The organism is Methanoregula formicica SMSP (assembly GCF_000327485.1).
GTDB lineage: Archaea > Halobacteriota > Methanomicrobia > Methanomicrobiales > Methanospirillaceae > Methanoregula > Methanoregula formicica.
This window is the reverse complement of record NC_019943.1, coordinates 1-16,859: the sequence shown is the minus strand read 5'-3', so window position 1 is coordinate 16,859 and position 16,859 is coordinate 1. Positions and strand designations below refer to the sequence as shown.

The window sequence follows — 16,859 nt, the reverse complement described above, 5'->3', positions numbered from 1 at the left end:
ACAACGCCAAGAGCAACTCATAAATAATAAGCATCTCAATTTTGATAAGCATGATAGCAGCGGAGGATCTCCAGTGTCTCAAGGCGCTCGCGGTACGGGGCGGGTGCCACGGGCCCATCTTTGTATCAACGCAGAGCATCGGCGAGATGCTCGGGATCAGCCAGCAGACAGCGTCCCGGCGGCTGAAGGGGCTTGAGACGGCCGGGCTCATCACCCGGGTGCTCTCGGCCGACGGCCAGCACGTAACCGTGACGAAGGCCGGCGAGGAAGTGCTCCGGCGGGAGTACCAGGAATACTGCCGGATCTTTGCGGAAGGCGGCAAGTCCTACCAGCTGAGCGGCGCCGTTGTGAGCGGAATTGGTGAGGGCAAGTATTACATGAGCCTCAAGCCGTATAAGGAGCAGTTTGCTACAGCCCTCGGATTCGAGCCGTACCCCGGCACGCTGAACATCAAGCTTGCGCCTTCGAGTGTCACGGTCCGGAAGAAGATCGATGCGCTCGACTGGACCCGGATCAAGGGTTTCTCCACCGACGGCCGCACGTTCGGTGACGCCCGCTGCATCCCCTGCCAGATCGGCACGATCAAGTGCGGCATCGTGGTGCCGGGCCGGACTCATTATCCCGAAGACCTCATCGAGGTCATCGCCCCGATAGCCCTCAGGCGCAAGCTGGGTGTTGAGGACAACGACAGCATCAACGTCGAGGTGGGGCCGTGATTGACAAGGCCCTTGCGGCACTCCGTGACGGGAAATTTATCCTGCTCTACGATTTCGATGACCGCGAGGGCGAGACGGACTTTGCGATCCGGTCCGATGCCGTCACGCCGAAGGATATCGTAAGGATGAGAAAAGACGGCGGCGGCCTCATCTGCACAGCCGTCCACCCGGTTGCTGCCCAGAAACTCGGCCTCCCGTTCGCAAGCGACGCCCTGCGGGCGATCGCGGTTGCCGAACGCGAGGGTGACATCCCGTACGACCGGAAGAACCACTCCTCCTTCTCGCTCTGGGTGAACCACCGCAACACCTTCACCGGCATTACCGACCGGGACCGCACCCTGACCGTGAACGCGATCGCCGAGCAGGTGAAGCGGGCGATGAATGGCGGCAATGTGAATTTCCACGAGACCTTCCGCACTCCGGGCCACATGGCCCTCCTCCGGGCCGCTGACGGGCTTCTCGACGTCCGCCGTGGCCAGACCGAGCTCTCCATCGCGATGGCGCAGATGGCCGGTATCACCCCGTCAATAACGATCTGCGAGATGCTGGACGACGAGTCCGGTTACGCACTCTCGAAAGAGGACGCAAAACTCTACGCCCGCAAGCACAAACTCGAGTTTATCGAGGGGTCAGAAGTGCTGGAAGCGTGGGACAAGGCAAAGAAAGACAGGAAATAACCCCCCCACGTTCTTCTCTCCTACTCGTTTTCATCCGGCTTTTTTCATCGTGTTTTATTACGTTTCATTCCCGAGTATCACCGTGATATGGTACCGGAGATCGCGCTCCCGCCGGAATACCGAAACACAAAAGCCGGCAGAGAGTTGTATAGCGAGATCGAGATCCATGCCTCGCCCGGGCGGATCTGGGAGATCCTCACGGTTTTCCCCTGGTACCCTGAATGGAACCCGTTTATCCGGAGTATCCGGGGTGACCTTGTTGTGGGTGGGCGTATCACGGCGGAGCTCCGGCCCCCGGGTTCAGCAGGGATGACCATACGGCCGGTCCTTGTGAAGATGGACCCGCCCCGGGAGTTCCGGTGGATGGGACACCTCTTTATCAGCGGTCTCTTTAACGGGAAGCACGTTTTCGAGATCCATCCGGCAGGCACGGGCAGGTGCCGGTTTGTCCAGCGCGAAATCTTCTCGAGCTTCCTCCTCCCGCTCTTTACACAGATGCTAAATGGTGGCACCGCCCGCGGATTTACTGATATGAATGCGGCGCTGAAGGAGCGGGCAGAGAATACCGGCCCCGAAATACAGTGAAAACAGCCTCTCGGTACCGTAAAACGTTCTTAATATAGCGGATTTTTGTGTCTGGTGCACTATCCGCCCCGTTTCAGTATTCTTATTAGTTCATGGAGTCCTATTTTATGGATATGAAAGTCCCGGCAGCAGAACTGAATGACCGTATGAACCGTTTCCGGGAACGGATGGATAGGTACCAGCCCGGGTGGGAACTGGCAGCCATCACCGGCAAAGTCCCGCTTTATTATTTCACCGGAACCATGCAGGACGGCCTCCTTCTGATCCCTCAGGGAAACGGGGCAGTCTTCTGGGTACGGCAGAGTTTCGAGAGAGCACAGGAGGAGTCGCTTTTTCCCGATATCCGGGCTATGCGCAGTTACCGGGACATTGCTGCTGCCACAAAGAAAGTCCCGCAAACCGTTTACCTCGAGACGGAACTCATGCCGATCGCGCAGTTCCAGCGGATAAAAAAGCACATGCCGTTCGCTAATGTCCAGGCAGTGGACGCAGAGATCAGCGCAGTCAGGGCACGAAAGAGCCCCTATGAACTGAAACACATGGAGCACGCCGGCAAGATCCACCGTCGCGTACTCGAAGATCTCGCCCCCGAAATGCTCGCGGAAGGGATGGACGAGGCTACCCTGATCTGCGAGCTGTATTCTGTCATGGTACGGGAGGGTCATCAGGGGCTCATCCGTTTCGGCGGATTCAACGAGATGCTGATTGGGCAGGTCGGGTTCGGGACCAGCTCTCTCTGCCCGACCTGCACGGATACCCCGGGGGGCGTCTCCGGTATGCACCCCTCGTCCCCCCAGATGGGCAGTCCGCACCGGAAACTCAAACAAGGCGATCTGGTAGTCATCGATATCGGCTGCGGGTACAAGGGTTACCAGACCGACAAGACCCAGTCCTATATGTTCGGCCGGCCGATTCCCGATGCAGCGATTGAACAGCACCACCGCTGCGTCCGGATTCAGGACGAGGCGGCATCGATGCTGAAACCCGGGGCAGTCCCGTCAGAGATCTATCGTACGGTCATGGCCGGCCTTGAGCCGGAGTTTTTGAAGAACTTCATGGGATATGGCAACCGCCAGGTAAAATTCCTCGGCCACGGGATCGGGCTCTGGATCGATGAGACCCCGGTCATTGCAGAAGGCTTCAATGAACCGCTTGAGGAGGGGATGGTCCTTGCCCTCGAACCCAAGAAAGGGATCCCTCACGTGGGACTCGTGGGAATCGAGAACACGTTTGTCGTAACACCGCATGGGGGCCGGTCGCTGACCGGGAAGAACAAGGGGCTGCTGGAAGTATACTGAAACGGTTCCGCTGGTACTTCTGCTGCCTGCCGGCGGGTGATATTCCCCTGTTTTGCCCTGCTCACTTCTTTGCCAGCGCTTTCAGAGTTGCTTCCGGCAGCATTTTTGCGATACTCATTTTGGTGGGGAAGCGCCCGAGTAACCGTATGTCGATCACGTTCGGTATTGAGCTGGTGTCATGGCTCCGGCTCCAGGACTCCGGCATAATGATCGCCGTGAGATTCTCTCCGTATTGATGGGTATCTGTCCGGACATAGTGACGGCGCAGCATGCGTTCTTTCGCCATGCTCCCTGCCGGCATCGCAGGCACTCCCTGCCTGTTGGTTCTCGTAGATCCGCAGATCGCCGATAACCTTTACCGCAACGGGGGTCAGCGAATACCTGACCGTCCTTCCCTCCCTTGCCGATGTGATAAGCCGTGCCTCGCAGAGTCTCCGCATATGCCACGACACCGTAGAACCGGTGGTCTTCAGCCTCTGTGCAATATCTTGGCGCGATGCATCGGGGAAGGAAGATAAGAATTCGCAGATCGGGAGGCTGGCGCTGGTTTTCAGTCGAGCAATCGCGTCCTTCTCCGGATCGGAAAATTTCCCTGCGTTCTGGAAGTAACAGGTCCTGCGGTGCACTGAAAAGGCAACGACGAGCTTCTCGCGGCAGAGGACATTCAGGTGGTAGTGCAGTGTCCCGCGGTTAACCGGCAGGCTCCGCATGATCTCGGTGAACCCCGAACCCGGGTACGTTACGATATGACGATAGACCAGCGCCCGGCAATCGTTCTCGAACACTCCTTTTTTCCGGACCCTCCGGAAGTTCAGGACGATAACACCCGCACATGAAAGAAAGATCTCCAGAGGTACGAGGCAGAACGGCAGGAAAAGGGCGATGAATACCAGGAGTGTCGTCACCGGGGGGACATGCCATACATCTACCGGAACCGGGAGTTTTGCCTCGCCATCCGGCGGGTTATCCGACCAGGAGAGAGCGGAATAGGGCGGTGTATATGCTGTTGCAGGAGCGATGAGAAGAACCAGGCAGGCCGCGGCCAGAAAGAGACGCGATAAACGGCCGATGGCGCTCCTCTTCGTAGGATCCATGGGAAATGCCTGAGAAAATGAACGGGCCGGTATCTTATATACGTTCTGTGAGAACACTCAACCTGTCAATGGTCCCTGCGTATCCGGTGAGCGTTCTCACAGAAATCACTTATAAGGACACTCCATACGGTCATCTAAAAACCACAAAACCGAACGGACGTGTGAAGAGATGAACCAATGTGTAAATCTGCGGGTAAAAATCCTGCTCCTTGCAGGAGTACTGCTCCTCTGTCTCAGCCCGGTGTCTGCAACGGACCGGATCGCCATCGATCCGGTTCCCGGGGATCTGATGGCCGGATCGATCATCGAGTTTACCGGAACAACGACCCTCCCTGAAGGGACAACCCTGCAGTACGAGTTCTCGCGCAAAGAGACAGGAAACGGATCGGTCAGGTATGGCGAATATTCCGGAACAGGAGGAATAATCCCTGTAGAGAAAGGAGCTGCCGGTCTGATCTGGAAAGTCCCGATCCTTACGGAAGGCTATGCACCGGCGGACTATGTTTTCAGGATCGGGAAAGAAGGGAGCGGGGATCGCGTTTCCGTGCAGGTCCGGCTTGCTTCGGGTGCAGGAACGCCCGTACCAATGCCGGTGGCGACAGCAAGAAGCATCTGCGCAGAGTTTAAATCGCCGGTATATGTCTCGCCCGGCGGGGCGTTTATCGTCAGGACCGCACCGGATCTCAACACCCGGTGCAACATCCTTGCAAAGGGAGATCCACTGGCGATGACCATTGCAACCTCATCCGGCAGCCATGTCGGCATCTGGATCACCAGCGCATCACCGGTAACCCGGTACACCCGGTTCCAGATGATCTCAGCGGATGGATCGGGAACTGCGGTATACGATCTCCCCAATACAACCGAATGGAAGTCCGGCCAGTACTTTATCTATGTGGTGGAAGGGGGAAAAGCCCTGAAAGTCCTGCCCGATGAAAAAGAACCGTCTGCATATCTCGCAGTGGATGTTCTGGAAACTAAATTGAAGACGTATGAAAAGCAGAATCCGTACCAGAAATACATGATCCTTCTTGAAGAACCTGTGATAAATCTGAATGAAATTCCCGATGCAGTCTCCGGCACGCCTGTTGAGATTAACGGGACAACGAACCTGAATGCCGGCACGCTCCTCGACATCGGGGTTTTCGCTGCGGACATCGATCGTCCGAAGCAGCCGGCGTTTGCCCTTGCCGGGGTTCCCGTTGCAGACGGGACAAACGGCTATGGCTCATGGCACGCGGTAATCGATACTTCGGGGCGGAGTCCCGGTGAATATATCGTCAAGGTTCGCAACGGTTCTGTTGAGGCAACCCGGCTCATGGTCCTGTACGACAGCCTGTATGAGGCGAGCGCGTCATCCGACGGGACTCTCGTCGCGAAGACCTACGATGTCGATCCGAAGGCAAAGACCGTTATCACAGGTACTCCTGCCGGCAAGGACGGTCTTCCGGCAGATCCCTGGATACCGGTAATAGCGTGTTCGGCAGGAGTTATCTGCCTTGGTGTGATTGTCAGTACCCTGAGGAAAAAATAAATGGCCATGAAGAGGGGAATACTTGTTACCGGGATTGTTCTTCTCCTTCTTTTTGGTATTTGCCCGGGTTCCGGGGCGGATTCGCCCGAAACGTCATACCTTATCGCAAAAAGCAATGCCGAAAAGTACAATGCAATCGCCTGCGACGAGGGAAATGTAGCATGGGTCGAGTATGGAGCGGGAACGGATTCCGGAGATTATTCACGGGCTATCTACCGCTATAACGTGTCGGGCGGGAGAAAAGACCTGGTGATCCATGACCCTTCGTGGAAGCGCGAACTGGCAATCTCCGGGAACCGGTACGTATGGAGCGATGGCCGGGGGATTTTTTTGTACGATAACGCACAGGGCAGGCTGACGTTTCTGGTCTCCCCCGCAAGCCAGTACTCACCCTGCATCGACGGGAGTACGGTCGTCTGGGTGGAATACAACAAACAGGAATATTCCCTCGTGATGTACGATGCGGTGTCGGGCGGGCACCGGACCGTGGTATCGTCAGCCGGTTCCCTGGGAGATCCGGCAATTTCTGGCGACCGGGTCGTTTACCGTGAATCCGGGCCCGGAAACGACCTGATGATCCTTTTGAATCTCACAACCATGGAAAAGACAGTCCTTTTCGACGGGCCGTGTTCCCGCGCCATGTCCGCGATTGACGGGGATCATGTCGTCTGGGCCGACGGGCGCAACGGGCCGTACCAGGTCTTTCTCTATGACCTGAAGTCGGGGATTTCAGGACCGGTAAGCCCCTCGGACTCCTTCCAGATGTATCCCGATGTATCGGGCGACCTGATCGTCTGGGAGGACTACCGGAATTCTCCAACGGGTTCTCTTAATTACCGCCGGGGAGGCGGCGATATCCGGCTCTATGACATGGCCTCGAATATGACAAAAATCGTGGCAGAGGGGCAGTTCTCCATGGAATTCCCAAGAATTTCCGGGGAGTTCATTGTCTGGTCAGGAGGGCGCGATGACGCGCACGACGTCTTCCTGTACCATTATCCGGGGAACCGCACGAACAATTTTTCGGGGAAGAATGAGGGAACCGGCTACTCTGCCACGCCAACAACCTTTCCCACACCGGGCACCAATGTCCGTTATTACAGCACCATCTCGAAGAGGGAGATCGAATGGTATTCGCTTGAGTCTTCGCTGGACAGGAAGAAGATATCGTTCGAGCTCCGGTGGAACGATCCCGGTGCCTCGCTGTCCCTGACCCTGGTGAGCCCGGGTGGTTCGACATGGCATTTTACCGACGCCGACGATTCCCGGCAGGACCGGGCTGTCCGCATGACAATCTCCGGAATTTCCGGAGGATATCTCGAACCGGGGAAGTGGACCGTGGCGATAGCGGGAGATTCGGTTGACGGTACTGTCCCGTACGACCTCTGCTGGTACTGACCGGGACGGGTAAGGGAAAGAAACCTCAGGATTGCCTTTCAATGCCTGTTTCTACAGAGTAAAAATAAAGAAAATTTTACTCTTGCTTGAAAATAATCAAGGGCCAAGTTGGTACTTAACCTGAAAAGGGATCACATCTTGATCTGCGCCAGCGCATCGTACGCGATCTTCCGGAAGAGCGACGGGTCGATCGTGGGGTACTGCTCCTTTGCCTTCAGGATGTCAGGCGTCGGTTCCTTAGCGAATGCATCGACCCGGTCCAGCGTGTGCTTTGCGGTATCGAGCACCCAGAGGTCGCGGGTCTCCTTGTCCACTACTGTGATCGACTCGACCCGGACCGAGACGAGCCACGAGCCGTCGGGTTTCTGGTACAGGTTCGGTTTCCCAATCACGGCAACGAACTGCGGGGGCTCGATCTTCGCCAGCTGCTGCATTGCCTCGGGCTGGTAGCTGCCGGCCATGACAAAGAACGTTCCTGTCGGATCCACGACACGGCCCCGGTAGAACATGTTCTGCTCGCCCTGCCGGGTCTTCTCGGTCAGGGTGCCGACAAGGAAGATCCGGTTCGAGCGCTGGCCGCTGGGTAGCAGAGCGAAGGTTGGGCTCTTCTCGTCCTCGCCGTCCTTGAACTGGTACCGGCACTCCCGGAGTTCGGCGGCAAAGACCCGGCGTGCGGGTTCGCGCTCGAAAGCGCCCTCGCGGCGGGGCATGTCGCGGGCGTTCGTGCTCATGAGGGTGCCCCCCCGGCGCGGTTTAAGAGCGCTGTATGCTCGCCCGAGGCGAACGCCACTTTATCGCACTTGTTGACGAGCAAGCGGCCGTCGATCTCGCGGCCATGGCAGGTGATGTACCGTCCGAGTACCGCGTCCCGCATCTGGAGGAAGATCTCGTCCATCCCGAGCGGGTTGTTCTCCGCGATCTCCTGTGCCTTTGCAAGGGAGATTCCGGTCAGTGCCTCAACCACATCGCGCTGGATCAGGACGTTATGGGCCTTTTCACCATCGTCAAGCCACCCCTTGATCCGGAGGTCGTACACGAATTTCGGCTGGATCTCGTGGACCGGGCAATAGTTCTGGCGCGAGAGGGCACGGTTGCAGCCCTCCACCGGACAGCGCTTGATGATACCGGAGCCCGGTGCGATATGGACGATGGCACCGGTGAAGGAGGTCTCCCCGCCGCTCACCGCGATCTCGCCCTCCTCCTGCAGGATGGTTGCCGCGTTCAGATTCAGTGAGAGCCGGCCGTTGAACTCGTCTACCTGTGCATAGAAGATATTGTACACGGCACCGGGGATGAGTTTCTCTTTCCCCGGCTCCTTCCAGATCACGAACTTGATGGTACCGGTCTCGTCGCCCAGCAGGCCGGACTGGAGCATCCGCTCGTGGTTTGCCTCCCACTCCTGCACGAACTTGGCCCGCACGCCACCGATACCGGGACGCAGGTCCTTTATGGGTGTTGGAGTCGGGATGAGTGAACGGTCCTCTGCGACCTCCTTAATGGTTGTTCCGGAGTGGACCTTGAGGTTGGCCACGCCCTTATACTCGTCCACGACAGCCGATTCGATGCGGTACCATGATCCCTCGGCCATGGCAGGGGCATTGGACTTCGCCCAGACAACGAACCGGATCGCCCCGGAGTCATCGGCAATGATCCCGCTCTGGGCAATTGATGCCGATGTCGGTGCCGAGAGTGCCACGATCTTTCCTTCAATGGTCACCCATTCGCCGGGTATGCCCTCGGCGATCTTCTTCTCCTGCGTGCCGCCGCCCGATCCGCCGGCACCGGAACCCGATGCAGGGAGGTTGTACTCCTTCGCCAGCTCGCTTGTCACGCTGCGCTCCGCTTCTGAGGGCTGGACACCGAATTCGTCCACGAGCCTTTTGAGCTTGCCTTCGATCTTCTTTACATCAGGTGTCTTTTCGCCTTGGGCAAATTTTCGGGAGATTCTGTTTGCTGCTTCGGAATAATCCATTTTCATACATCTCCAGTTATAAAACTCAGAATGCTGTGAAGATAAGTATGTCACCATGCGTAGTGAAAGTGTTGCTTTGGATCGCACTTTCCCCGGTAAAGGGGTCGGGTAGTATCGCGAGATTTATCTCACGCAAGAGCTGAACTAAGAGATACTATGTCTGAGATAACCGCTGACAGCACGATCTACGAGCTCCTCAAGGCAAAGCCTGAGGCAACCGAGGCCCTCTTCAAGTTCGGCATGGGCTGTGTCGGCTGCGCCATTGCCCGCGGCGAGACCATCCGCCAGGCAGCCGAGGCACACGGCATCCCGCTCCCCGAGCTCCTCAACGCGCTTGGTATCAAGGAATAAATTCCTCTCCATGAACTCCTAACGGAGTTCACCATCGCAGAGTGATTGAGATCACTGTTCTCATCGTGCGGCAAACCGCATGACATAAAAGAGTGAGACCATTCTTTTAGTCGGGCAATACAATCGCCCAGGATAAAGGTGTAAGGCCCCTCTTTTCGTTGGGCAAAAGAATCCCCGGGCACTGGGGAATCGACAAACTCCGTTCTCCTTTTCAGATTTAACAAGGCGATTATTTTTTCTGCTTCTGTTGTTCTGCGTACTGCATCAGCTCTTCGCGTGATGCATTCGGGAATTTCCTGAAATAGGCCGCAACGGCCGGCTCGTGCAGGAGCGTGCAGGCCGCACAGTTCCAGATCTTCCCGCCATTGGAACTCTCCACCCACTGCCCGAGACTCTCGTCTTTGCACGGGTAGAACGGGCAGTAGCAGAAGTCGCAGGCCTGCCCCTCGAAATGGCAGGGATAGTAGGGGCACTCCTTCCCGGGCTTCCACTCCGCCCAGTGTCCGCCCTGGAACCGGCTGTAGATGAAGAATGTCGGCCGGCCGGACTGAATACCGGCATCGTGGCATCGGAGTGCCTCCGGGACCCCGTGGAGGACCGTCTCGCGGACACGAAGGCCTGTTGGTGTGATGCGTCCCGCGTACCGGTGGGACGTCTCTCCCTCCGAGGCCGCGATTACCGCATCCGTGGGCGTGCCGGTTGCCGGAAGGTCGAGCCCGAGCAGCGCCTCGGCTTTTGCCTCGGTTGCGACCATGATGGTTTCGAGCAGGGCGGAGTCCTCCATCCCTTCGCTGCTGCAGACAATGATGTTGATCGTGCCCGCGGTTGCCGGGGGTTCGCGGCGGATGCCGGCGGTGATGAAAACCGTGATGAAGTCGTACTGGAGGATGCAGGCCTGCTGCACGGGGACGGAGGTCAGGAGGCCGAAGAGATCGGGGCCGAGCCCCTCTGCGGCTGCAACGCGTTCGATCTCCTTTGACAGGTCATCGTCGCGCCAGTCCTGAGGGACAGTATGATTGAGAAGGGTATCGACCGAACGGACGCCGCCCCCGATGCCGGTACTTGCTGCGCGGAACGACCCGCGGATAAAAAGCGTGGACTTGTCGAGGTAATATCTCATGCAACAGAATAGCGGGTGCGGTCTTTGAGCTCCTGCTGCTTGCCGGCATTCCAGCCGGAGACGTCTTGCAGGTATCCCGTGACCCTGCTGATCTGGGTGACGTCGTGGGAGCCGCACTCAGGGCAGACCGCCTGGCCGCAGAGCGGGCAGTACTCGATGCCCGCGATCACTTCATGGGTGCAGTTGCAGTGGTCGAGGGGGCACATGATCTCGAGGTGTGTCTCGCCGCAGTTCGGACACGGGTTCTCCTCGACAATGAGGTGGCAGGTGTGGCACTTGTATTTACGGTCATGCTCGGGAATGTCGGATAGTGTCTTGTAGTGCTCTGCCAGTCTGCGTTGTTCTGCGGTCCAATCCATAGTATAACATCTCACAGGTTCTTAATAAATATTTAGAACAAGCAGGTTCGACCAATGGCCGATCCCCGCTTTAAATAGCGTTCATATCCGGTTTTGGGAAAATTTTGAGGATATTAATAAATCTTTACGCGGTCCTGGCCGCGGAAAATTCCGTTATCGCGGTTACCGGGTCCTTTGCCTCGTAAATCGCCCGCCCCACGATGATGCCGTCAACAAGCTTCGCGACGGTGGACGCATCCCCCCCCTGGGCACCCACGCCCGGGGACAGGATCTTCCGCCTCCCCACGATTTCGCGCAGGATTGTTACGCGCTCCGGGCGCGTTGCCGGGGCGATAATCCCGTCAGCCTCGCACTCTACGGCGAGCGCGGCAATCTTCTCGGCAGTCCCGCCGTGGAAGAAGGCAGTTGCGCCCGGGTGGCTCATCTCCGCGACAACGAAGCAGGCCCCCCCGTAATCGGCGGCGACATCCACGCATGCCCGGATCGCATCAGCCCCAATGAACCCGTGGCAGATGATGGAGGAGAAACCGGCATCGAAGACCTGCTCCGCGATGAGCTTGTTCGTGTTGGGGATGTCGGCCACCTTGAAGTCCGCGATGAGGGGCTTGTCCAGCTCCTCCAGTTCACCGGCAATCGAGAGGCCGCTTGAGAGAATGAGGGGATAACCGAGCTTGATGGCGTCGAGATGCGGAGCGCAGGCTTCTGCGATCTTCAGTGCCTGCTTCTTGTCGGTCACGTCCAGCGCAAGGATGAGTTCGGTCATTGCGAAAGCCTCTCCGTCACCGCGGCGGCAAGGACCGGGAGGGTGATCGTTGCATCGCCGTACACAGTCACGGCCTGTGCGTCCTCGGTGATCTTGCCCCAGGACCGGGCTTCGTCCAGCGTTGCGCCCGAGAGCCCCCCCAGGTCCGGCCGGTCGCCCGTGAGCTGGATCGCGTACGTGAACCCGTTCGGCGTCATCAGCATGCTCTGGAGGATAAAATTCTTAGGTACGCCGCCGCCAACGAGCATGGCGCCGGCCTTTGTTGCTGTGAAGCACCGGTCCATCAGCGACTGCATGTCTGCGAAGGCGTCCACGGTGATCTTGTTGGTCTGGGAGAAGAGCCAGTACTGGAGGCCGATCATAGAGTCCTGCACCGCAGGATTGTAGACCGGGATCTTGTTCCGGGCGGCGGTGTGGAGGATACCGGACTTCGTGTTCTTCCCGATATGTTCGAGCAGTCCCGAGATGGAGATGGTGGAGCCCGGTTCGAGCTGGCCGAATACCTCCTGCATGAACTCCTCGAAGTGCTCGAAGGCGTCGTTTGGCAGGTAGACATCGTAGATCCGGTTGATCTCGTCGTGCCGGAGCTCGATGTCATTGCAGAACGCAGTGCCATGGAAGTGGTGGCAGCCGATGGCCTCGATGATATCGTGCGTGAGGTTGGCGCCGGTCGAGACGAGCACGTCAATGTGGCCGGCCCTGATGAGATCGGAGACGATCCCGCCCATGCCCGCAGGGACCATCGCGCCGGCAAGCCCGAAGAACTTCGTTGCCTCCCGGTCTTTGAGCATCTGCTCCCAGATATCCGCGGCGCGTGCGAGCGATCCGCCGTTGTAGGCGCCTGCCTCGCTCATCGCCACCACCAGTTCGTTCACCGTCATCTTCGGCTTCACGTGGAGCTGGGTAACTGGCATCTCACAGGGTTGTGTCATATTTTTGCACTTCCACTTGTTGCTAAAAGATTGGTGTTCTGTACAGATAACTGTGCTTCAGCAACCTGCGGCAGGGACAGGCCGGTTTTGGGAAGGTATTTACCTTTTCACTGTCGTCTCTCCTCTATGCAGGAGATCCGGTTATCCTTACGGAAACGGGCGTTCCCAAGCGAAGGGCGGGCGCGGCTCAATGCTGCACACCTCCCCGAACTTGGGATCACCGAAGGGGAACAGGCGGACCTTGTCAACGAGGCGACCGGTGCCAGCGTAACCGTCACGATCGTTGCCGACACTCTTGTCCTCGAGGGGCAGGTGCGCGTGAGCGCAGAAGACCTCACGGCGCTCGGCCTCTCCGAGAACGAGACCGTCCTTGTCAGAAAGTCCCCCCCGCTGGATGAAAAGATCAAAAGAGCCGCCGGGGAAGCTGGTGTCGTTGCCCGGAAAGGCGCGGACTCGCTTGACCGGGCGCTGACAAAGGCCGCAGGCGACGTGAAGGCGGGGGCCGGGAAGGCCACAGAAACGATCGGCACCGCGGCGAAGAAGACAGCAGATGGCGTCAGGGACGTTGCCCGAAAAGTCTCGGGCAAGGACGAGCTCTGAACATCCCATTACAACAGTAAGTACAAAAATCTGGTGAAACCATGGCATCCGATATGATCATCAGCGACACGATGCTTGCAGGATTGATCGTTGTCCTCGGCATGGTGGTCGTCTACCTTATCATCCGCGAGATACGGATCATGAAGACCTCCAACCGGGCACTCGAGCTGAACCTGGAAAAGGATAAGCTTGCGCTCCTCCAGCAGCACGAGGCAAAGAAGGCGTTCCCATTCACCCGGCTCTCGCCGGAGCAGACCGCGGAGATCCGGCAGGTGCAGGAAGACACTGCCGCAATCGAGACAACGGTCTTTGCAAAAGAGAAACTGCTCGAGGCCCGGCTGGCGCGGCTGGAGAACATCGTGAAGGCAAAGAAGCTCGATAACCTCCTTACCAATGCGGGGGAGCAGGAGAAGAAGGTGAAGTGAGATGAACCCGACAGTATACCACGCACCGGAACAGGACCTGACCAGCGGATCGTTCTGGGACGAGCTCTCGCAGGTCCCCGCAACCATCGGCTCCCGGCTCCCGACCCTTGACCGGTCGCTTGACGCCTACTTCGACCGGCACTTCGCAGCCATCATCGAGGAATGGGACCTTGTGACCGGAAGCGATCTCAACAATCTCGAAAACCGGCTGGAATGGGTGAGCAGCGAGATCACCCGTCTCTACGAAGGAAAGATGGCCCTTGAGTCGCGGGCACAGGATCTCGACCGCTTGATCTCATCCCTGGAGCGGTCGAAATGATCGGGATGGATTCTTACCTCAACGCCTACGTGGACCGGCGGATGAAGTATCTTGTCGAAGAGTACGACCTCTCCACGCAGGGCGAGCTTGCGGACTTCACGGCACGGCTGGCATCGATCGAACGGGAGATCCCGTCTTTCGCCTCCTTTGAAAAGGAAGCGGCAGACAAACTTACAGCGCTCGAAGCCCGGGCCGCGGCCCTGAAGGGGAGGCGGTGACATGGACCTATTCACATTCCTTGTCCTCGTCCTCATCCTTGTCGTGGTCCTCTTCATCGTGTACTGGTTCTTCCACGGCGCAAAGGGGAATATCTCGCTCTCCCGCCCGGTGGAGAGCCGGGTGGACGAGTACCTGGACCGCAGGTTCCAGGAGATGATCGCGGAATGGGAGCTCGTCCCCGGCCCGCAGCTCCGGCGGTTCACGGAAGAACGCTCCCGCGATCTTGCACAGGAGGAGGTCCGGCTGAGCGAGCTGAAACAGTTTGAATCCGGCATGCGGACAACGATCTCATCCCTGGAGGCACGGCTTGACACTCTGGAAAAAGAACTCGAAGGCAGCGCAGCAAAAAAGTAGCGCGCCCTCCGAAAAATTCCGCGAGCTGAAAAAAGAGATCGCGGTGATGCGCAAACAGGGGGAGCCTCCAACGAAGGACCCCCGCACGTTCTCCCAGTATCTCTGCGATCTCTGCGCAACGCCGCACCCGGTCACGGGGCTCCGGCAGTGCGTGCTCTGCGGGCGCTGGGCGTGCGATGCCTGCTGGAAAGACGATTACTACACCTGCAAGTCCTGTGCCGGCCTCATCAGGATCCATTCCCTGATGGGCCGGGAATAAGCGCATTTATATTAGGGGTGATAGTTTCGCTATCCGGGTTTTATTGAAGGTATTGGCACGAACCTGAACGATCCTGCCGGGATATGCATGACAAACCGTGCCCCCTTGCCCGGCTCTCCAGTTTCGGCAATGGTGATCCCGCTGATGGAAAGGATCTGCTCGATCACGAACAGCCCAAGACCGGTATTTTTCCCGTATCCACAGGTGAAGATCTTTTTCTTTTCGGATTCCGGGATGCCGATCCCGTTATCTTCAAAGACCAGATCAATGCCAGTCTCGGTATTATCGAAGGATATCCGGATCGCGGTCACGTGTCCGCCATGGCGTATGGCATTGTCAAAAAGATTGTACAGCACCTTTTCGAGAAGGAGGTCCCCGTAGATCTCCAGCCCCCCAAGATCGATATCGATGCGGATCGTTCCGCTGAGCAGGTCCGGGTGAATATTACTGATGAGTTCCTCAATATTCTGCCAGAGCGGGACAGACGAACCAATCTTCATGTACTGCTCCATGAAACTCATCTGGATCCGGATGGTTTTCGTGGCATTGCCGATTCTGTGCAGGTACCGCAGTACGTCTTGGTCCTTGGTTTTCTTCTCTGCAAGCGCCAGGTATCCGTCGAGAATAGTAAGCTGGTTGTGCAGGTCATGGCAGTTGATCTTTCCCATCAGGTCGAGCTTGTTGTTCGTGTACGCCAGCATTGTCCGTGCGTCCCTGAAGTCGGAGATATCCACGCAGACCGCAAGAAAGCCGGCGATGTTGGATTTACGGATCATGGGCGAAAGGTAGAGTTTCACGGGAAATGTCCGCCCGTTCCGTAAAGTTGCGATGGTCTCCAACTCCGTGATCCGTTCGCCTTCGGTAGCCTTCAGGAGCGCGTTCCGGATCCTCCCCCGGTCGGCCTCCGCGATCAGATCCGTGATGGCCAGCTTGCCGAGGATCTCCCCGTTGGCATAGCCCCATTTCTCCTCGCCCGACCTGTTGATGAAGGTCAGGTTGAATTCTGTATCCATCCCGATCACGGTCTTGGGTAGGAGATCCAGTAGTTCGCGATACCGGCATTCACTGTCAGAGAGCCGCTCCTCAAGGGAGTATTGTTCCGTGATATTTCGGGCAAAATTGAGGGTGGCGGGTCTGCCGTTCCAGTCAATGACTACCGCATAGATATCCCACCAGTATACCGCCCCAGATGAATTGACCATCCGGAACGGGTACCGGGAAAAGGACTCGCCATTCTCAATCCTCCGGTAGTACCGATCGCGCATCAGCTGACGGTCATCCGGGTGGATGAAGGTAAAGAACGGCTTGCTTAAAAAATCCGCCTCTGATATACCACACTCGGTAATTCTCTCGATAATGTGGGGGTTGGAAAATATGATCCGTTCATCTTGGATAATGTATATACCTTCATGAGCGTTCTCGACAACCCGGCGGTATTTTTTCTCGGATTCAGAGAGTGCGTCCTGCGCCCATTTCCGCTGGACGTGCGACCGGATCCGGTGTTCCAGTTCGGCGAACTGGGCCTTGGGATCCCCTCCTTTTTGCAAATAGGAATCGGCGCCGTGATTCAGGGCCTCGATCACTACTTCCTCCCGTCCCCTTCCTGTGAAGAGGATGAACGGGATCCCATCATTGGTCTTCCGGATCTGCTTTAAGAATTCTATCCCGTTTATCCCCGGCATCTGGTAATCGGAGATGATGGCATCGTACGAGCGGGTCTTTAAGTGTTTGAGAGCCAAGGCCGCAGACGGCAGTACCGTAACCTCGAACCTGTCGGATTGTTCGAGATAGACCTTGGTAAGTTCGAGCAGCCCCGGCTCATCGTCGACATAGAGAACGGAGATCTTCTTCATGGGAACCCAAGTACGGGAGGGATTGTCTTAT

At 57.5% G+C, this 16,859-nt stretch carries 21 protein-coding genes; 13 read left to right on the top strand and 8 right to left on the bottom strand.

The window, feature by feature from the left end:
- Positions 1 to 50 precede the first annotated feature (50 nt).
- From METFOR_RS00105 to METFOR_RS00090, 4 genes are all read left to right on the top strand, one after another.
- Positions 51 to 716 (top strand): DUF120 domain-containing protein, encoded by a 666-nt coding sequence (locus METFOR_RS00105; protein ID WP_015284073.1) that lies wholly within the window; start codon positions 51 to 53, stop codon positions 714 to 716.
- Positions 713 to 1,393, top strand: coding sequence for a 3,4-dihydroxy-2-butanone-4-phosphate synthase (ribB, locus tag METFOR_RS00100; RefSeq protein ID WP_015284072.1), 681 nt, complete (start codon positions 713 to 715; stop codon positions 1,391 to 1,393). Before METFOR_RS00105 ends, ribB begins: the two co-directional genes overlap by 4 nt.
- Positions 1,394 to 1,480: 87 nt before the next feature.
- Entirely contained in the window at positions 1,481 to 1,978 is a 498-nt protein-coding gene (locus METFOR_RS00095) for an SRPBCC domain-containing protein (protein WP_015284071.1), read from the top strand.
- A gap of 107 nt (positions 1,979 to 2,085) precedes the next feature.
- Positions 2,086 to 3,276 carry a M24 family metallopeptidase gene (locus tag METFOR_RS00090; protein ID WP_015284070.1) on the top strand — a complete coding sequence of 397 codons (1,191 nt, stop codon included), beginning with the start codon at positions 2,086 to 2,088 and terminating at the stop codon, positions 3,274 to 3,276.
- Positions 3,277 to 3,452: 176 nt separating this feature from the next.
- Here METFOR_RS00090 and METFOR_RS00085 read toward each other — a convergent pair whose 3' ends face one another.
- Positions 3,453 to 4,370 carry a winged helix-turn-helix transcriptional regulator gene (locus METFOR_RS00085; RefSeq protein WP_015284069.1) on the bottom strand — a complete coding sequence of 306 codons (918 nt, stop codon included), beginning with the start codon at positions 4,368 to 4,370 and terminating at the stop codon, positions 3,453 to 3,455.
- A 169-nt stretch (positions 4,371 to 4,539) separates the two neighbouring features.
- Here METFOR_RS00085 and METFOR_RS00080 point away from each other — a divergent pair, with 169 nt between their 5' ends.
- Both METFOR_RS00080 and METFOR_RS00075 read left to right on the top strand, forming a co-directional pair.
- On the top strand, positions 4,540 to 5,904 hold the full coding sequence (locus METFOR_RS00080) for a hypothetical protein (protein ID WP_015284068.1): 1,365 nt from the start codon (positions 4,540 to 4,542) through the stop codon (positions 5,902 to 5,904).
- Positions 5,905 to 7,302, top strand: a complete 1,398-nt coding sequence (locus tag METFOR_RS00075) for a TolB family protein (protein ID WP_015284067.1) — start codon at positions 5,905 to 5,907, stop codon at positions 7,300 to 7,302.
- A 131-nt stretch (positions 7,303 to 7,433) separates the two neighbouring features.
- Here the strand turns inward: METFOR_RS00075 and METFOR_RS00070 are convergent, their stop codons facing one another.
- Together METFOR_RS00070 and METFOR_RS00065 are read right to left on the bottom strand one after the other, a co-directional pair.
- A complete protein-coding gene (locus METFOR_RS00070; RefSeq protein ID WP_015284066.1) occupies positions 7,434 to 8,033 on the bottom strand; it encodes an RPA family protein in 600 nt (199 codons plus the stop codon).
- Complete coding sequence (locus tag METFOR_RS00065) at positions 8,030 to 9,274, bottom strand: single-stranded DNA-binding protein (protein WP_015284065.1); 1,245 nt, start codon at positions 9,272 to 9,274, stop codon at positions 8,030 to 8,032. Before METFOR_RS00065 ends, METFOR_RS00070 begins: the two co-directional genes overlap by 4 nt.
- 156 nt (positions 9,275 to 9,430) lie before the next feature.
- Between METFOR_RS00065 and METFOR_RS00060 the strand changes: the two genes are divergently transcribed.
- Positions 9,431 to 9,625 (top strand): DUF1858 domain-containing protein, encoded by a 195-nt coding sequence (locus METFOR_RS00060; RefSeq protein WP_015284064.1) that lies wholly within the window; start codon positions 9,431 to 9,433, stop codon positions 9,623 to 9,625.
- A gap of 229 nt (positions 9,626 to 9,854) precedes the next feature.
- On the opposite strand, the gene METFOR_RS00055 is transcribed toward METFOR_RS00060, so the two are convergent.
- The 4 genes from METFOR_RS00055 to METFOR_RS00040 form a co-directional block, all read right to left on the bottom strand.
- Complete coding sequence (locus METFOR_RS00055) at positions 9,855 to 10,745, bottom strand: adenosylcobinamide amidohydrolase (protein WP_015284063.1); 891 nt, start codon at positions 10,743 to 10,745, stop codon at positions 9,855 to 9,857.
- Positions 10,742 to 11,104, bottom strand: coding sequence for an anaerobic ribonucleoside-triphosphate reductase (nrdD, locus tag METFOR_RS00050; RefSeq protein ID WP_015284062.1), 363 nt, complete (start codon positions 11,102 to 11,104; stop codon positions 10,742 to 10,744). The genes METFOR_RS00055 and nrdD overlap by 4 nt, the downstream gene beginning before the upstream one ends.
- Positions 11,105 to 11,228: 124 nt before the next feature.
- Positions 11,229 to 11,867: an orotidine-5'-phosphate decarboxylase gene (pyrF, locus tag METFOR_RS00045; RefSeq protein WP_015284061.1), complete on the bottom strand. Its 639-nt coding sequence runs from the start codon at positions 11,865 to 11,867 to the stop codon at positions 11,229 to 11,231.
- Entirely contained in the window at positions 11,864 to 12,799 is a 936-nt protein-coding gene (locus METFOR_RS00040; RefSeq protein WP_015284060.1) for a deoxyhypusine synthase, read from the bottom strand. Before METFOR_RS00040 ends, pyrF begins: the two co-directional genes overlap by 4 nt.
- 126 nt (positions 12,800 to 12,925) lie before the next feature.
- Between METFOR_RS00040 and METFOR_RS00035 the strand changes: the two genes are divergently transcribed.
- The 6 genes from METFOR_RS00035 to METFOR_RS00010 are packed head-to-tail and all read left to right on the top strand — an operon-like array spanning position 12,926 to position 14,975.
- A complete protein-coding gene (locus tag METFOR_RS00035; RefSeq protein ID WP_015284059.1) occupies positions 12,926 to 13,399 on the top strand; it encodes a hypothetical protein in 474 nt (157 codons plus the stop codon).
- Positions 13,400 to 13,440: 41 nt separating this feature from the next.
- Complete coding sequence (locus METFOR_RS00030; protein ID WP_015284058.1) at positions 13,441 to 13,824, top strand: hypothetical protein; 384 nt, start codon at positions 13,441 to 13,443, stop codon at positions 13,822 to 13,824.
- Between the two features lies 1 nt (position 13,825).
- Positions 13,826 to 14,143 (top strand): hypothetical protein, encoded by a 318-nt coding sequence (locus METFOR_RS00025; protein ID WP_015284057.1) that lies wholly within the window; start codon positions 13,826 to 13,828, stop codon positions 14,141 to 14,143.
- On the top strand, positions 14,140 to 14,361 hold the full coding sequence (locus METFOR_RS00020; RefSeq protein WP_015284056.1) for a hypothetical protein: 222 nt from the start codon (positions 14,140 to 14,142) through the stop codon (positions 14,359 to 14,361). The genes METFOR_RS00025 and METFOR_RS00020 overlap by 4 nt, the downstream gene beginning before the upstream one ends.
- A 1-nt stretch (position 14,362) precedes the next feature.
- Positions 14,363 to 14,716: a hypothetical protein gene (locus METFOR_RS00015; protein ID WP_015284055.1), complete on the top strand. Its 354-nt coding sequence runs from the start codon at positions 14,363 to 14,365 to the stop codon at positions 14,714 to 14,716.
- The gene (locus METFOR_RS00010; protein ID WP_015284054.1) at positions 14,670 to 14,975 is read left to right on the top strand and encodes a hypothetical protein; all 306 of its coding nucleotides are present in this window, start codon (positions 14,670 to 14,672) and stop codon (positions 14,973 to 14,975) included. Before METFOR_RS00015 ends, METFOR_RS00010 begins: the two co-directional genes overlap by 47 nt.
- Positions 14,976 to 15,004: 29 nt before the next feature.
- Here METFOR_RS00010 and METFOR_RS14275 read toward each other — a convergent pair whose 3' ends face one another.
- Complete coding sequence (locus tag METFOR_RS14275; RefSeq protein ID WP_015284053.1) at positions 15,005 to 16,828, bottom strand: PAS domain S-box protein; 1,824 nt, start codon at positions 16,826 to 16,828, stop codon at positions 15,005 to 15,007.
- Positions 16,829 to 16,859: the final 31 nt, after the last annotated feature.

Coding starts and splice junctions, on each gene's coding strand:
- METFOR_RS14275 (WP_015284053.1), bottom strand. CDS start 16,828: ATGAAGAAGATCTCCGTTCTCTATGTCGACGATGAGCCGGGGCTGCTC.
- METFOR_RS00035 (WP_015284059.1), top strand. CDS start 12,926: ATGCAGGAGATCCGGTTATCCTTACGGAAACGGGCGTTCCCAAGCGAA.
- METFOR_RS00095 (WP_015284071.1), top strand. CDS start 1,481: ATGGTACCGGAGATCGCGCTCCCGCCGGAATACCGAAACACAAAAGCC.
- METFOR_RS00075 (WP_015284067.1), top strand. CDS start 5,905: ATGGCCATGAAGAGGGGAATACTTGTTACCGGGATTGTTCTTCTCCTT.
- METFOR_RS00030 (WP_015284058.1), top strand. CDS start 13,441: ATGGCATCCGATATGATCATCAGCGACACGATGCTTGCAGGATTGATC.
- METFOR_RS00040 (WP_015284060.1), bottom strand. CDS start 12,799: ATGACACAACCCTGTGAGATGCCAGTTACCCAGCTCCACGTGAAGCCG.
- METFOR_RS00020 (WP_015284056.1), top strand. CDS start 14,140: ATGATCGGGATGGATTCTTACCTCAACGCCTACGTGGACCGGCGGATG.
- METFOR_RS00085 (WP_015284069.1), bottom strand. CDS start 4,370: ATGGATCCTACGAAGAGGAGCGCCATCGGCCGTTTATCGCGTCTCTTT.
- pyrF (WP_015284061.1), bottom strand. CDS start 11,867: ATGACCGAACTCATCCTTGCGCTGGACGTGACCGACAAGAAGCAGGCA.
- nrdD (WP_015284062.1), bottom strand. CDS start 11,104: ATGGATTGGACCGCAGAACAACGCAGACTGGCAGAGCACTACAAGACA.
- METFOR_RS00055 (WP_015284063.1), bottom strand. CDS start 10,745: ATGAGATATTACCTCGACAAGTCCACGCTTTTTATCCGCGGGTCGTTC.
- METFOR_RS00090 (WP_015284070.1), top strand. CDS start 2,086: ATGGATATGAAAGTCCCGGCAGCAGAACTGAATGACCGTATGAACCGT.
- METFOR_RS00015 (WP_015284055.1), top strand. CDS start 14,363: ATGGACCTATTCACATTCCTTGTCCTCGTCCTCATCCTTGTCGTGGTC.
- METFOR_RS00080 (WP_015284068.1), top strand. CDS start 4,540: ATGAACCAATGTGTAAATCTGCGGGTAAAAATCCTGCTCCTTGCAGGA.
- METFOR_RS00060 (WP_015284064.1), top strand. CDS start 9,431: ATGTCTGAGATAACCGCTGACAGCACGATCTACGAGCTCCTCAAGGCA.
- METFOR_RS00025 (WP_015284057.1), top strand. CDS start 13,826: ATGAACCCGACAGTATACCACGCACCGGAACAGGACCTGACCAGCGGA.
- METFOR_RS00070 (WP_015284066.1), bottom strand. CDS start 8,033: ATGAGCACGAACGCCCGCGACATGCCCCGCCGCGAGGGCGCTTTCGAG.
- METFOR_RS00065 (WP_015284065.1), bottom strand. CDS start 9,274: ATGGATTATTCCGAAGCAGCAAACAGAATCTCCCGAAAATTTGCCCAA.
- METFOR_RS00105 (WP_015284073.1), top strand. CDS start 51: ATGATAGCAGCGGAGGATCTCCAGTGTCTCAAGGCGCTCGCGGTACGG.